The sequence below is a fragment of the Flavobacterium sp. B330r genome (assembly GCF_056824325.1).
The window spans coordinates 3,997,644-4,011,965 of sequence record NZ_CP124860.1; the positions used below are offsets into that span (position 1 = coordinate 3,997,644).

The following is a 14,322-nucleotide window of genomic DNA, read 5'->3' on the forward strand; positions in this document are numbered from 1 at the left end:
TTTAAGATTGAAAATTGTTATTCGTATAGCCTAGAGTAGAGGTCAAAGCAGTATTCTTCAAAGCATAGCCAGCACACAAAAGTGTAATGGGGAGCCTGAAAACGGTTTTCAATCGGTTCGCCGATAGCTTCTTCCAATTCGGTTCGGATATTTTCAAGGTCATCGATATGCTCGATGTAAAATTCTTTGCAGTCGGCGTGGTAGATAAATTCTGAAATCATACCGCTCACGCATCCTCCTTGCTGTAGGTCAAGAAAAAAAGCTTTCAGCTGTTCCCTTCTTTTCCCGTCGTAAGAAATGATGCTTCGAAGAATAATCTGATTGAAGGCATCGCTTACACGATACTCGCTGTAATTGGATTTTTTTAAGGCTTTCATGATATAATATTTAGGCGTATAAAAATTAAAGGCGTTGAAAAACTAGAAAGGCAGGTCATCGGGATTATCAGATGCATTCTGCTGTTTAAGTGCGGGTGTATGGGCATTATTATCCGTTTGCGCAAATACCAGTATCTTAATATCTGATGTATGAAAGGTCAGTGAGCCGTGCGCCTGAGCGTCATTCCCGATATAGACATTGAGCCCGATGCGCCCGAAGAGCTGTACCAAAGTTCCTTTTTTCAGCCACTGTGCCAGTCCTGCGCTCATCCAATACGAACAGTCGATATAGGTTACAATCTTTTTGGTTTCGGTGCTTCCTTTGGGTTTATAGCTGTCGTTGACTGCTATGGAGAAGTTTACCACCTCACGGTTTTCTTTTACTTTAAAAACTGAGGCATCTTTTACAATTCGTCCTGTGATTTCCATGATGTTGGATTTTTAGTGAATACTTATCTTTTGTTTTTCTTCCCCCGTACCTGCCCAAATGAATTTTTTCAAAAGAAAAAACGGGAAAAAAGAAAGCAGAAGACCAGTGTCCGGATACCGAGCCGGAGTGCTATAAGTCCCGAAGGGCGGCGAAGAGCCGTTATGCGCATGCAGGTAAGGGCGGGCACTACTTTGGCTGCCCTTTTAACCCGTTTTGAATTGAAATATTTTATCTAATTCCTTGAAAATGAGTAATTATACGTAGTGAAAAATAAATGTAAAGCTGTAGATTTGAGGGTGTTTTTAATTGAAAATCAATCTTTTAACCAATGTTGGAATTATGGAGACGATTAAATATCTAAAATCAGAAACAGCTAAAGTCTACAAGGCAAGCGACGGCGAGGATGTTCTTATTGAACTGCTTTGGGGAGACCGTGTTGAAATCTTGGACCCTATCCCTCAGAATGGTCTTTTGAAAGTGCACAGCAGATGGGCACCATCAGGTTATATTGATCCTAAATATCTAGGTGATAAACCGCTTCTGGAACTCTATTTTATTGATGTTGGACAGGGAGATGGTATACTGATCGTAACCCCGGAGCGAAAACATATCTTAATTGACGGGGGCTATACCCGTAAGATGCAGCCGCATGGCAAAAGCGCGGCTGATTTTGTGGACTGGAAGTTTGCCGTAGATTATAAGCAGCAGAAGATCATAATTGATGAAATGATATGCAGCCATTGCGATGCGGACCATTACGGCGGCTTATGGGACCTTATCAATGCCGCGGAAAATACGGAACTGGATTGTACTAGTGTTGAAATTAAGAATTTTTATCATGCCGGTGCGGGATGGTGGAAAAAAAATGGAGAGAGAAGCCTGGGAAAAATAGAGAATGGTTATATTAAGTCCCTGCTGGATGACAGGGATTCCATTATTCAGGGGCTTAGTGGAGATGAATATATACTGCAAGGTGAATGGGCGGAGTTTATGAAATGTATTAAGGAGACCCAAGCACCCTGCAAAAGACTTTCTTACAACCCTAAAAAGAACTTTGATTACCTGCCGGGTTATGGAACCGACAATCCATTGGCCATTAAAATACTCGGACCCATCGAGACCATTATTCAGGGCAAACCAGCGCTGAAAGATTTTAAAACTCCTTCCCAGAACACTAATGGAAATTCGGTGCTGCTGCGTTTGGATTACGGCAGGAGCAGGATCCTGCTTACAGGCGACCTGAACCAGAAAAGCCAGCAGTATATTGTGGAAGCCCTTGCCGGCAGCACCCAGGAGCTGGCGGCCGATGTGGTTAAGTCCTGCCACCATGGAAGCGATGACTGCTCCTATAATTTTCTTCAGTATGTGCAGGCGGCGGCTACTATCATTTCATCAGGAGACGATGAAACACATGCCCATCCAAGACCAAATATAGTTGGCGCATCAGGCGCTACAGGATTTAGAAAAATTTCAGGCGACAAGTTACTCACACCAATGATCTACAGTACAGAGATTTCAAGAAGCCTTAAAATAGGCAATCCATATAAAGTCAGTTATAAAGATTATCAGCATCAGGGCAGTATTTTTGATATAAGTCTTTTGGATGAGAAGAAAATACAAGTTTCCTATAAACAGACTAAATCGGGAGGGCTTAACGCAGAGGACAAAACTACAGCTCTCTCCAAACTGCGTGTGGCAGACAAATTTGTTTATGGATTGGTGAATGTGCGCACGGATGGAAATAAAATATTGTGTGCTGTTTTAAATGAAGGAAATAGCAGCTGGGAAATTAAGACTTTTGAATCAAGATTTTAGTCTGCAGCTAAATGGGATACCAAAGGATTAATGAAGGAACACCGCCAAATCAGCGGTGTTTCTTTTTATCTTAACTAAAAAACTTAGGTGCAGTAATAAAATTTAGGCAGACGCATTTTTTTCCCCTGACAAAGGTATCTGTTCTAAAATGTGCGTATACAGTTTCGAACCTAAAGCTGGGAAGCCTTGATTTTTCAATGTTTATCGTTTCCTAAAATTGTTTGTGCCATGATTTTGCCATAAAACTTGCATCAGTAGTTTTTGTAATTTTATGTCTCTGTTTTAATGGGGGGAAAGAATGTGCCTGACAATCTTAAGAAAGGATATGAAACACTGGTATGGCTTGCTGTTTCGAATGAGGAACAGGCCAGTACCAGCGGGCAGTATTTTTTCATAAGAAAATCGAACGCTGCAATCCGTAAGCCGCTGATGTTCAGTTGCAGGAAGATTTACTGAAGATCTGCCGGCAGCTGACCGGTGTGTCTTTTGGGATTTAAGACGCAGTTTTCTGCGTTCCTGGGCTAAATCAGTAACCATTTTAAAAAATAGGACGATATTGATCCTGCGAATAAGCATCTGCTGAAAGGCGGTTTTAAATACCGCTTTGTGGTTGATATGGAAAGCCTGTAGCGGCAGTTTAATGATATGTTCAAGAACTCAAGAAGCCAGAAATAAAATTATTTCCGGCTTTTTTTATTCTGTTTTCCGGCCATTGGCTTTCATGAGTTTTTCCAGGTGTTTTCTTCTCCATCTGTAATACCAGTCTGGAACCAGTGCACTGTCTTTCCTGCTGCAGAAAATCTTATCCTGCACTGAGCGCAGCTCTGTCGGCGACGGATCTATCTGTCTGTCCTTAAGCTGCAGGACGATCTTTCTGAGTTCGGTGGAGGCTGTCAGGGACTTTCTGTTTTCCATGACAATTTTTAGGGTAAGAACGATCATGGGCAGTACCGGCAGTAGCACTGTGGTGATATAGTTCCCTACTTTAATGCCGGAGAGCACTGAGACGAGAAGCGATAAAAACACAACCCCGAGACAGACAAGAATATTAGCCGTTTTGAAGTGTTCCCTTAATTTTGCGTCATAGAATAAATTTGTTTCCTGGCAGAGAAGCACTGCTCGTTGATGGGATAGGTCTTCAAGATCAATATCATACCAGTCTTCAACCGGAGCGTCTGGATCGGGGACATACTTCTCGGCACTGCTTTCAATAATGTATTTTTCAGGTTTTGAACCGCTGTTGATTGCATTCCATGGCATTCCGTAGACACTGCAGTCAAAAAGTTCCTGTGCTTTAGCCCCCGAGGTCCTCAGTCCTGAGACATACAGATTGAAATAGAGAATTTCAGAACATGCGATCGCAAGTGATGCCACCCCAATGCAGGCGTTGAGATCGAAAACCAGCCGCTCTTTTGGAATCAGTTTCAGGAAACTGAATATAATTGTAATTACGACCGTTACGGTGATCTGGACACCGAATGCGGATTTGGCCGTGCTGTATAATACCCTGCCGGCTTTTAGATACTTCAGTGTGCCCGAAGCATTCTGCGCTGTTTTTATCGCATTCATGGCTGGCTCCCGGTATATTTTGGAAAATCACTTCCGAAAATGGTTCCCCACCTGGAAATGGATTCCTTTATATTCTTGTCTTTTTCGAACTGACGGGCTTCGTTTGCGGCTTGGTAGTCCGCGGCGGCCTTTGTCTGGACCGAATTGCGTTCCTCATAGCTCAGATGGTTGATATCACCCTGAAAGCCTTTAGGGTCGTTAAGGGGCTGGTGGATATTGTTATGGATGTAGGCCAGTATTTTAGGAATTTCGATATCTATATACTGCGAGCTTTCCACTCCTGAATTGTAATAATCAAGGATCAGGTTTTCCAGAAAATAGGATTTCATTGTGGGCATGGTCGGGCGTTTGGTCCAGTACTTCATGATGCGGATCACTTCAATGACCGACACCTGCTGTATGCTGTTGATATAATCCATCCTTTTCTTATCTATCCTGGGATCTGTGGCTTTCCAGTTCCCTTTTCCGTCTGGAATAAGGTAGAAAGTGCTTTGGTCGGCGAGCGGAGCGGTGATGAAACACGGAACGATATCATACACCCATTCGTAGGATTTCAGGCTCAGTGTGACGGCTTCCTGATTGCGCTTGATTTCTGCCTTATCGTAGTAAGAAACATTTTCAAGCTTTGCAATGAATCTATTGATTACTTTGATAGAATTTAAAATATTTGTGCCGTCATTGCACAGCGCGAGCTGTCTTGTGGCTGCCGGCGGCACTGAAATTTTGAAATGATCTGAGTATTGGGTCCTGTAATTTGATTCGGCATGCAGGACTATCATGAGGTCTATATCATCCAGAGGCCTGATTTTTGTTTTTCTGGAAAATGACCCGTAATCGATGCTTACATCGGGATGCAGGAGGGGAAACTTATTATCTTCCGGGAATTTCTGTATTTCGGAAACAAGTGTCTTTTTGCTGGATTTAGCCACGTCCGATCTTGAAGTGTCTATTCTGACATAGTTGTGCAGGAACTGCTCAAATGCCTGGTTCACGGTTGCTGCCATGTTTAAAAGAATTATTGTTCAACGTAGTATTTATTCTTACAAGCCTTTAGTACACCCAGGCGTAATTGATCAGGTGTAGCAGATTATCTCTGACAGTGCCGTCGTGGTTTGTTCTCAGGAACGAGGGATTTCCTGTAACCACGTGCACGTCACCTCCTGCAAACCAGCCTGCGGCGGTATAATTCCATATATATGTTTTTGCCGTATTTCCCGGTTTCTGCAGTAGCTCCACGGCGGCTGCTTTAGTCATTTTTACGGGTTTTTCGATGGTGTAGCTTTTCCCGTCTGCATTTTTTCTTCTAAGATGGACTGCATAATGGGTTATGATTCCGTCTGAATTTTTCCAGATTCCTGAAATTCTGTATTCTGCCATTTTTTGGTTTGGTTAAAGTTAGACAATAGTGCAAATGTTTATTTTTATTCTAAAGCTTTTTTACGGAAATCCGTAACTGCGCTATATTATTTCTGGTGATCCAAACTTATCGATTAATTTTTTCAAAACAGCGGGTAGAAATACTGCTTTTTGGTGCATACCGTTTTCTTTTTCAGATTCTTAATGGCATGACCGCTTTTAGGTAGCAGGAAAAATAGAAAGAAAAAACGGGAAAAAAGAAAGCAAGAAATCAGTGGACCGCTGGAAGATGCCGAGTGCTATAAGTCCCGAAGGGCGGTGGAGGGGAACAGAGCCGTTATGCGCATGCAGCATACGGGGGACACTATCTTTGCTGCCCTTTTAACCCGATTTGAATGAAAATATTTCAATAGGCTACTTCAGCAAATGGATTAAATCTGAAAATTGAATTTAAGGTTGCATGCTGTTGTCTTTTATTAAGTAAAATACCCTATTTTAGCATTTCACTAATAATTCTATGAGAATAGTCCATCTTTCTGACATACATTTATCCAAAGACAATTTTATTGAATTCAATTTTAATTACAGAGATGCCTTAATTCGGGATTTAAGTGATTATAATTCTCCAAATGCTATAGATTTAATCATTATAACTGGTGACCTTGTAGATAAAGGCGGTTATTCATTACTTGGTATGAGTGAATTTAAAGAGTATAGCAATCCATACGATATTTTTAAAAAAGTTTTTATTGATCCTATATCGGAACAGTTGAATATACCACTGCATAAATTCTTATTTGTGCCAGGAAATCATGATGTGGATGAAAGGGAAATTAGACTTTATGATGAGAGTATGCTGTGCAGGGAGATTACCTCTGACAATATCAATAATTATTTAGAGACAAATCACGAATTTATTAATAATCATAGGATTAAAAAATTTAAAGATTTTGAGAAAGTATATCATGAAGGAAATGATAATTATAAATTTGGCGTAAATCAATCAACGTTTTTCTTTGAAAAGTCAGGATATAAAATCGGTTTTATTTTAGTAAACGATTCATGGCGATGCAAGAGCATAAAGCTTAAAAACGATTCAGAGAAACTTTTCTTTGGAGACCATCAGTTATACAGAAGTCTGGAGTATCTAGATGGAATTAACACAGATATGAATATCTGTCTGTTTCATCATTCGGTTGATGATTATGCGGAGCAAAGTTCAATCAGAGGTATTTTACAAAGAAAGAAAATTGAACTTTTCCTATACGGTCACTTTCATAATGTGAGTACCAATGTGCTTTACACTCCATTTGGCTCCTGTGTCGGATTTAGAAGCAGGGCCGCTTTATTTAAACCCGAAGAAAAAGAGTCAGAGTATCATCCTGGATACCAAATTCTGGATTTTGATTTGAAAAGGTATAAAATACTGCAGGTGCATTACAGAAAATATAATAATAAGGATACTGCAAAAAATTTCATCGATGATGTTGAGACAGCGCCACATGGAATTGATAGGAATGCAGCAAATTCAAATAAAGGATTTAATTTAACGAGGGAGGGAAGAACTGTTAAAACAGTTGAATTGCCTAAAGACCAATTCAGAACATAATTATGGAAAATAAAAATTATTACGAGCCAAGATATATAAATCAATCGCAAGGTTATACAATTAATTGGTTTGGAGAAGTTAAGGACAGTAAGACATTATTCGAAGTTGTTTTAGAAACTACCAAAATAGTTTTATTAGGTAACCCTGGTATTGGAAAAACAAAAGAACTTGAAACGCTGTTTGAAAGACTTTGGGAAGAGAAAGATAATACAGGGATCATTCCTTTTTCCATAAATTTAAAGAACTTTAGAAAAATTAATAGATTCGAGGACCTGATTATCTATCAGGATTGGAAATCACTAGTAAAAGTGACTTTTATTTTGGACGGGCTTGATGAAATAGCTGAAATTCATGATTTTGTATCAGCTTTTGAGCTGTTTATATCACAAAATAAACATTTAAATATCGGTTATGTAATTAGCTGTAGAACAAATATATATGAGAAATACCTTGTTAATATAACCGATTTTCAATCATTTTATTTGCAAGACTTGACAGCAGAACAATCCGCAAGCCTTCTTGCAAATAAGTATGGAGTGGATATTTATAAATTTGAACTTCGAGATAAACATTTGAATTATCTAAAAACTCCCTTTTTTTTGGAACTTTTTGCAGGTTATGTTTTGGAGAAGGGAACCCTGCCTGTATCTGATTCTGTTATGTGGGAATTGTTTATTAGAAAAACTTTGGAAAAACATGAGGAAAAACAGACAAAAAAAAGGCTGGTTAATAAATTAAAAATTATAAAGGATATCAAAAAAGTTGCATTTACTAATGAGTTAATGCAGCAAAATTATTCAACAGCAGAAGAGCTGGAGAAGATAACAGGAGATTATCTGGAGTATATTGAAAACCCTTTTACTCTTGAACTTTCCGGTGAACCAAAACACTGGAGTTTTGTCCATCGCCAAATACAGGAATATCTTGTTGCAAAAATCCTTTCTGAAAAAGATTTTGAAGAAATACTGCAGATTATAAAAATTCAAAATATTGAAAGGGAAGTTGTTCATCCTTCTCTATTCAACACAATTACGTTTTTAGTAAATCTACTGGATAAAAACTCTGAAACATTTAAGAAGCTGAATGAGTGGCTGATATCAAATCAGATAGAAATTCTTTTCAAGGCGGATTCAGACCGAACAGAGTCATTTAAAGAAGATGTTTTCAAGGAATATTTCAACAGGCAGTGTATTGAGAAAAAACTATGGATAAGCACTAACCGCGCTTTTACCGTTAAGGAAATAGCTGAATTTGGAGACTGCGAGGAAAACTTTAATTATCTCGTTAAATTTGTTAAAGAACAAAATGAACATTTCAGGGTTATTATCTCGGCTTTGAATTTAATAAGCTTTTTCGAACCATCTATAAGCAGACAGGAAATTTTACGTCCATTATTTTTAGAACTTCTTAGTCTGCCAAGAATAGTCCCTGCTGTGAAATCGGAGATTCTGCGCTGTATAACTTCTTGGAAAATCTGTGAAAATGATCCATATTATTTGGACCAAATTATGGAAATTTTTAAAGACGAATGCAATAAAGAGATAAATGCCGCATTACTATATCTAATTTATTATATCAAGGATATTGATAGGCTTTTCTGGTATATAAAAGCTGAGTTTTTAAGAAATGCTGATATAGTTAAGAGAAAGGATTTTGATGAAGTTCACAGGGGGAATGACTGGAAACTTTTGGACCTTATATTAAGATTGGCAGATTCAAACAGCTTCATTGAAATCGTTTCTTATTATTTCTTTGATAATGTATATGTTGATTTTTACAGCCGTCATTCGGAAGATCTCCAAGAGAGATTTCTATTCTTTGCTTTGCAGGAGGATGATTTTATGGTGAGACTTTTAGCGTCTATAAACAAGAAAACGAGTTATCATAATCGTGAAAATATCTTGATCTCAGTAATTAATGATAGTAGCAAACATTTAGAAGCTGCTATGTATTTAGTTAATAATAATGATTTTTCGCAGGTAAGAGGCTTTATTGCTCGTTTTGCTAATGTTAAGGTTTTAGACTATATTATAGAAAATCAATATAAAACAAAACTGATTAATTCCGAGGATATTATTTATTTCCGTAACAATTTGACGCATTATAATACTAAAAATGCAGTCGAATTTGAAAAAATGATGACTGAAGCAGGATTTAAATTTGAAACTAATGTTATGGATGAGAAGCAGTTTGAAGAGCATAATAAAAGTATAATAGAAAACATACAGGCTAACTTTGATCTTCTATTTGAAACAGAAAAATTACTGCATGGAATCAAGAATATCTACGATGATAATAATACTGAATTTCTTGAAAGAGATGATGTTTTTAAACTAAGCAACGACTGGAGAAAAGAGAAAAATTATCCTGTTTATCATGACAGTGTTTTAACAATTCTGCAGTCATTAATGGATGCTTTCGGACGTTTAACTTATAAGCAGGCAAGTGCCTTTTTAGATGACAAAATTTTTATCTTCAAGGCTATTTTAGATAGTATAAAAGGCAACAATAGGGAAAATCTAAAATTTGTTGTTTCTCCTGAGCAGAAAGAGAAGATTTTCGTTTGGACAATCGATACTTCTGAAAATATTGACTTTAATAATATTGCAGTACTTATAAACGAAACTAATTTTCGATATGGAAAAGATTTTCAGACCTTTAAAATTGTTATTTCATTTCAAAAACTTTTCAATATTCCTCTAGCCAAATGGTTTTTTCTGAAGAGTTTGAAATTTTATGACATTGATAATACAAATGAAAAAGAGGAGTCTTTTGCTTACCTTTTTAAGGAAATCAATGATAAAGAGCTATTTGATAAGCAGGTAATTGAAAATATTGTTGAGTATAAAATGTTTAAGTTTATAATGGATAGGCATGTTGATTACGCTTTGAAGAATAATCTAAAAGATGCTTATGCCAAGATTAGAGCGTATTTTTTAAGACAGAATCCTGGATACAATTTAGATGAAAAATTAGAACTGTACTTTAAGAGGACAAGTGATATTGATCTGCTGATGGAATGCTGCGCAGATGTTAACAATCCTCTCTGCTGGTCAGCCATTACTTTGCTTGTACAATTAGGAGAGCAGAAGTTCTGTATTGAAAAGGCAATTGAATACCTTGAACAGGACGAGAGTGAGAGAAAAGATTATTATCTTTCCAACGCTATGTGGGTATTGTTTCATTTTAATAAAATTACGGCTTTAGATTATTACTTAAAAATGAAAAGGTTTGATTTTTATGGTGTTAATTTTTCGGATTACTCGGTAATTGATGATTACGAAAGGTTGCAGATTCTATTTTTCAGGATTTATACAGAAGTAAATGATAAGCCGGATTTCAGCCATGCGGCCTCATTTTTTGATGCATACATATCTAACTTATCAAAATCGGATAAATCGTATGTGGAGACCCAGAAAGTTTTACATGAAATAAAGCAAAAATTAATTTTGGAAAAATCCGATACAAGGTTGTTTAACATTAACCTGCTTATTGATAATTCAACAAATAGCTATATTAATTCAAAATCAGTTCCTTTATCATTCAGTGAAGCATTTGATAAAGTAGAAGCTATAGTACTATAGTGAAAAATTAAAAGCTGTAATTTTATTGGATAGATAATCGGTCGGTTCTCAAACTATTTTAAAGATAGTTAAGAGAAGGTTCTCAAACGCAATGGGTAAATATTGTTTATAATTTTACCCAATTGCTTTTGCTTTCTGCAGGCAGTATTTCTTAAGTTTTTTGATCCAAGTTTTATTTAGCGGACATCAAAGTGAAAATGATAAATTCTTGCCACTCGATTTTATTCAATAATGGCAATAATCTTTTTTAATATCTCTCTTACAGCTTCTTCTCTGATATCATTTCTTTTCGGCTTTTTAATCTGAATTTTAAATTGATTCAGACGTTTAGCTGACTCTTCCCGTTTGTAATAAATTACGATGTACACATCACCGACTTCTCCTGTAATTGGGTAATCAATTGTACCTGGAGATGCAATTCCTGTCACGGCTACATACAAATCGGCGCTGGGGTAAACTTTCATTAAGCCATAAGCCATTTCAACAGTGGTCTCCATTGATTCAGCTGAGTAAAGATCGATTGTTGCAGGATTTACCTTGAGAATACCGGATTTTAATTCTCTGTCGTAAGTAACTACACTCCCTTTCAAAATGCTAGAAGCACCAGAAACAGAGGCTATGGAACTTGCAAGAAGTCCTGCCGTAATACTTTCAGCACAGACAATAGTTAGTTTTTTATCTTTCAATTTTGTGTTAAATGCTAATATTTCTTCTTCTGTCATTGCTTTTATTTTTTTTCTGTGTAAAATTTATGTATGCATCCTAATCCTTCCCTAACTATAATGCAATCGGTTTTGTAGTTGTTTTTATTATAAGGACAAACTTCAACCCCAATGTGAGAAACAAAATGAAATTCGATCCGGTTTTCTAGATGGTCGTTTTCATTGTCAAAAAATTGATCTTCTTCATATTTGTTGAGTAAATCGCATACATCAGGTTTTGAATCATCAATTTTTCCAGTGTAAAATAGCGAAACAACAAATATTTTTTCAACTGGAAGGAAAAATTTATATGTTTCGTCCTCTCTCCGCTTTTTATGAATCAGTTTTCTTATAGTTCTGCCATCATGAACGACATCCGTTATGATTAAAATTGATTTAAATTCTCCCGAGTTGTTAAAGTTCAGCTGTTTTTCAAAGCTGGAATGATCGTCATATCGATATGAGTACGGAAGAAAACTATATGGTTTAGAACTCAGAACTGCTGTTCTTGTAGCAAGCATATTCCCTTCAACTCCCAGACCTATTACAAAATCAAATTCTATTGATGAATCTGTTATAGTTTCATAAATATATTTTTTACATTTATTCAGGCGGTTTCTGTCCACCAGCAATTTTGAAACATCAATCCATCCGTGTGCTCTTGAGGTTTCACTCCAATGGAAATGCCCTGAATGGAAAAGATTATGTTCCTTAACAATTTTTAATAAATTAAGATGTTTTACACTGTTATTATCAAATGGTCTGTACTGCGCATTTTTTTCTGGTATAATTTCTTCAGTATTTTCATCAGATGGAATTATTTCAGGTAAAAAATCAGAGAATGGAATAGTTGTCTGACTTGGAGGAATTTTAAGTTCAATCTGATTAACCTCTCCACATGATTCACTTATATCCCAGACGCCATAGTCTGGCTGACCAGTTATTTTATTATTTGTTGTTCTGTAATATTTGTTCTCTAGAATTACTTGAGAATCTTGGTCTTTAAGAATTAAAAGATTAAAATTAGGATCAGGATCTTTACATCCAAAAGAACCTATGCTTATGTTAGGAATTCTAGTTTTAATTTCAGAATATGGAGTATGTTCATTACCAAAAATATAACAATCTACCTTATGAATTTCCAATATCCTTTTTATATCAGAAATATTCTCTTTATCCCATTGTTCAGCAGTTTCTTTTTTATAAAAAGCAACTAAATTATGATGCATTACTGCAATTTTTATGTATTCTGAGTATTGTGGAGGAATTTCTTCTAAATCTTTAGCTAGTATTATGGGATCAATAAAACCTAAGCCAGAAATTGCACCGATCTTGAAATTGGAGTTTAACCCAATATACATTATTTTTAATTCTTCGATAACAAGAATGTCAGATACAGCCTTTTCTGCATTGAAAACTTTTGCACCCTCAAAAAAAGTTTGATAAAAAAGGGAAAATTTTTCAAATTTTTCAATATTGTACTCATACAGTTTTTTATCAGGAGCTGTCCCTCTAAATTTTTGAAAAGCGAAATTTGCATCGTTCCTACTAACGTCATGGTCACCAGGAATTATTAAAATATTATCTTTAGTTATAGCCAGTTGGCTGGCGATCAAATTGAGTATCTCAACTAATTCGTTAAATTCATTATCTTGTGCTGAATTTGACAGATCCCCAGATATAACAAGATAAAGAATGGTATCTGGAACTTGTTTTTTTACAAAATCACAGAATGAGGTTATGAATCTTTCGTTTTCGGGCTTTTTATCCGCTACCAGCCAAGAATGAAATTTATCTTGCAAATCGCCGTTTGGGTCAAAGCTGCTTGTAACATGTAAGTCCGAGATATGTAAAATTGCACTATTCATTAGTCTAGAGCTGTTTTAATTTTAAAATTGATTTGTGAATTGTTAGCCTTGTTAATATTAAAAACACTTAGGTTTTTCAGCTTTTCGCTAGCAATATGCTCTTCATTTAATGTATCTAGTTTGACAATGCTGACATTACCGATAACCTTACCTCCCAGAAAAGAAATAATGTTTTTAGTAATCTTTACCTCTGTACCTAGACATACAACATCTGAGACTATTATGTATTTTTTATCTTGTTCAATTTTGCTATTCAGGCTGCTATAGTTTGTGTTTATAGGACCTACATGGTCCAGAATAAGTACATCCATCTGAAGGAAATTCGAAAGAACTGAGCTAATGAAAGAGCTATTTAAATTTTGACATACAAGAACAGGCTTATCGTCCATATTTTCTATCCAAGCCTCATGAATCTTTAATGCTAATTTGTATAGGCAGAACATTATAAAACTAGTGCCCTGTGAGATCATTTTTTTTATATCTATATATGAGGTTAAATAGACAGAAGATGATGAATGTAAGAATAACTCTTCCGAATCGGGGCTTTTAAAGTGCATAATGAAATGAAGTAATTCTTCTTCGAAAAGGCTTTGCGGTTCTAAGTATCTCACGGCTTTAGAATCGTTACCAAAATAGAAAATTGTAAAAGTTTCCTCATTTTCCATCTTGTGATTATTGGGGTTTTTTAGAAACTCTTCATTAAGGGATAATTGGTTCAGTACATTCTGCTTAAGGTTTATAAAGACCAATGATTTTACCTTACTCTTGATTTTTGACAGATCGTCAAACAAATTTTTGCTGGCATTTTCAATATTTTCAAAATCAAGATATAGATTCAGTTCACTGCTGCCTGCAATTTGATCTAAACAGCTGTTAATCCTTTGCAGGGTGCTGTCAAATAATTCAGTTGCATATAATCCTATTTCGGCTGCGAAATAACTGCTGCTAATGGTTTGCTCTGCATGAAGATTGAAATAAATCAGTTCCTCATTTTTTATTAAAGAAATTAGCAT

The 14,322-nt window shown here is 36.1% G+C and carries 11 protein-coding genes; 3 read left to right on the top strand and 8 right to left on the bottom strand.

All coding sequences use genetic code 11. The features are described 5' to 3' along the window. Nucleotides 1-17: 17 nt before the first annotated feature. Entirely contained in the window at nt 18-377 is a 360-nt protein-coding gene (locus tag QLQ95_RS17850) for a DUF7222 domain-containing protein (RefSeq protein WP_482500917.1), read from the bottom strand. A gap of 42 nt (nt 378-419) precedes the next feature. Then, complete coding sequence (locus QLQ95_RS17855; protein ID WP_482500919.1) at nt 420-806, bottom strand: single-stranded DNA-binding protein; 387 nt, start codon at nt 804-806, stop codon at nt 420-422. A 340-nt stretch (nt 807-1,146) separates the two neighbouring features. Between QLQ95_RS17855 and QLQ95_RS17860 the strand changes: the two genes are divergently transcribed. After that, on the top strand, nt 1,147-2,622 hold the full coding sequence (locus QLQ95_RS17860) for a ComEC/Rec2 family competence protein (RefSeq protein ID WP_482500920.1): 1,476 nt from the start codon (nt 1,147-1,149) through the stop codon (nt 2,620-2,622). A 693-nt stretch (nt 2,623-3,315) separates the two neighbouring features. On the opposite strand, the gene QLQ95_RS17865 is transcribed toward QLQ95_RS17860, so the two are convergent. From QLQ95_RS17865 to QLQ95_RS17875, 3 genes are read right to left on the bottom strand one after another with little or no spacing between them, the layout of a single operon-like run. After that, nucleotides 3,316-4,191 (bottom strand): S-4TM family putative pore-forming effector, encoded by an 876-nt coding sequence (locus tag QLQ95_RS17865; RefSeq protein WP_482500922.1) that lies wholly within the window; start codon nt 4,189-4,191, stop codon nt 3,316-3,318. Further along, entirely contained in the window at nt 4,188-5,195 is a 1,008-nt protein-coding gene (locus QLQ95_RS17870) for a hypothetical protein (RefSeq protein ID WP_482500924.1), read from the bottom strand. The genes QLQ95_RS17865 and QLQ95_RS17870 overlap by 4 nt, the downstream gene beginning before the upstream one ends. 46 nt (nt 5,196-5,241) lie before the next feature. After that, nucleotides 5,242-5,568: a DUF3892 domain-containing protein gene (locus QLQ95_RS17875; RefSeq protein WP_482500925.1), complete on the bottom strand. Its 327-nt coding sequence runs from the start codon at nt 5,566-5,568 to the stop codon at nt 5,242-5,244. 496 nt (nt 5,569-6,064) lie between these two features. Between QLQ95_RS17875 and QLQ95_RS17880 the strand changes: the two genes are divergently transcribed. Together QLQ95_RS17880 and QLQ95_RS17885 are read left to right on the top strand one after the other, a co-directional pair. Beyond that, a complete protein-coding gene (locus QLQ95_RS17880) occupies nt 6,065-7,156 on the top strand; it encodes a metallophosphoesterase family protein (RefSeq protein ID WP_482500927.1) in 1,092 nt (363 codons plus the stop codon). A 2-nt stretch (nt 7,157-7,158) separates the two neighbouring features. After that, complete coding sequence (locus QLQ95_RS17885) at nt 7,159-10,740, top strand: NACHT domain-containing protein (RefSeq protein WP_482500929.1); 3,582 nt, start codon at nt 7,159-7,161, stop codon at nt 10,738-10,740. Nucleotides 10,741-10,961: 221 nt separating this feature from the next. Here the strand turns inward: QLQ95_RS17885 and QLQ95_RS17890 are convergent, their stop codons facing one another. Genes QLQ95_RS17890 through QLQ95_RS17900 form a run of 3 tightly spaced genes read right to left on the bottom strand, consistent with a single transcriptional unit; the run spans nt 10,962 to nt 14,322 of the window. Further along, the gene (locus tag QLQ95_RS17890; protein ID WP_482500931.1) at nt 10,962-11,462 is read right to left on the bottom strand and encodes a CinA family protein; all 501 of its coding nucleotides are present in this window, start codon (nt 11,460-11,462) and stop codon (nt 10,962-10,964) included. A 5-nt stretch (nt 11,463-11,467) separates the two neighbouring features. Continuing rightward, complete coding sequence (locus QLQ95_RS17895) at nt 11,468-13,309, bottom strand: metallophosphoesterase (protein WP_482500933.1); 1,842 nt, start codon at nt 13,307-13,309, stop codon at nt 11,468-11,470. After that, a complete protein-coding gene (locus QLQ95_RS17900) occupies nt 13,309-14,322 on the bottom strand; it encodes a hypothetical protein (RefSeq protein WP_202703890.1) in 1,014 nt (337 codons plus the stop codon). Before QLQ95_RS17900 ends, QLQ95_RS17895 begins: the two co-directional genes overlap by 1 nt.

Bases quoted from the DNA above. Each gene is read 5' to 3' on its own strand.
- QLQ95_RS17890 (WP_482500931.1), bottom strand. From the start codon at position 11,462: ATGACAGAAGAAGAAATATTAGCATTTAACACAAAATTGAAAGATAAA.
- QLQ95_RS17850 (WP_482500917.1), bottom strand. From the start codon at position 377: ATGAAAGCCTTAAAAAAATCCAATTACAGCGAGTATCGTGTAAGCGAT.
- QLQ95_RS17880 (WP_482500927.1), top strand. From the start codon at position 6,065: ATGAGAATAGTCCATCTTTCTGACATACATTTATCCAAAGACAATTTT.
- QLQ95_RS17855 (WP_482500919.1), bottom strand. From the start codon at position 806: ATGGAAATCACAGGACGAATTGTAAAAGATGCCTCAGTTTTTAAAGTA.
- QLQ95_RS17860 (WP_482500920.1), top strand. From the start codon at position 1,147: ATGGAGACGATTAAATATCTAAAATCAGAAACAGCTAAAGTCTACAAG.
- QLQ95_RS17875 (WP_482500925.1), bottom strand. From the start codon at position 5,568: ATGGCAGAATACAGAATTTCAGGAATCTGGAAAAATTCAGACGGAATC.
- QLQ95_RS17885 (WP_482500929.1), top strand. From the start codon at position 7,159: ATGGAAAATAAAAATTATTACGAGCCAAGATATATAAATCAATCGCAA.
- QLQ95_RS17870 (WP_482500924.1), bottom strand. From the start codon at position 5,195: ATGGCAGCAACCGTGAACCAGGCATTTGAGCAGTTCCTGCACAACTAT.
- QLQ95_RS17895 (WP_482500933.1), bottom strand. From the start codon at position 13,309: ATGAATAGTGCAATTTTACATATCTCGGACTTACATGTTACAAGCAGC.
- QLQ95_RS17865 (WP_482500922.1), bottom strand. From the start codon at position 4,191: ATGAATGCGATAAAAACAGCGCAGAATGCTTCGGGCACACTGAAGTAT.
- QLQ95_RS17900 (WP_202703890.1), bottom strand. From the start codon at position 14,322: ATGCTAATTTCTTTAATAAAAAATGAGGAACTGATTTATTTCAATCTT.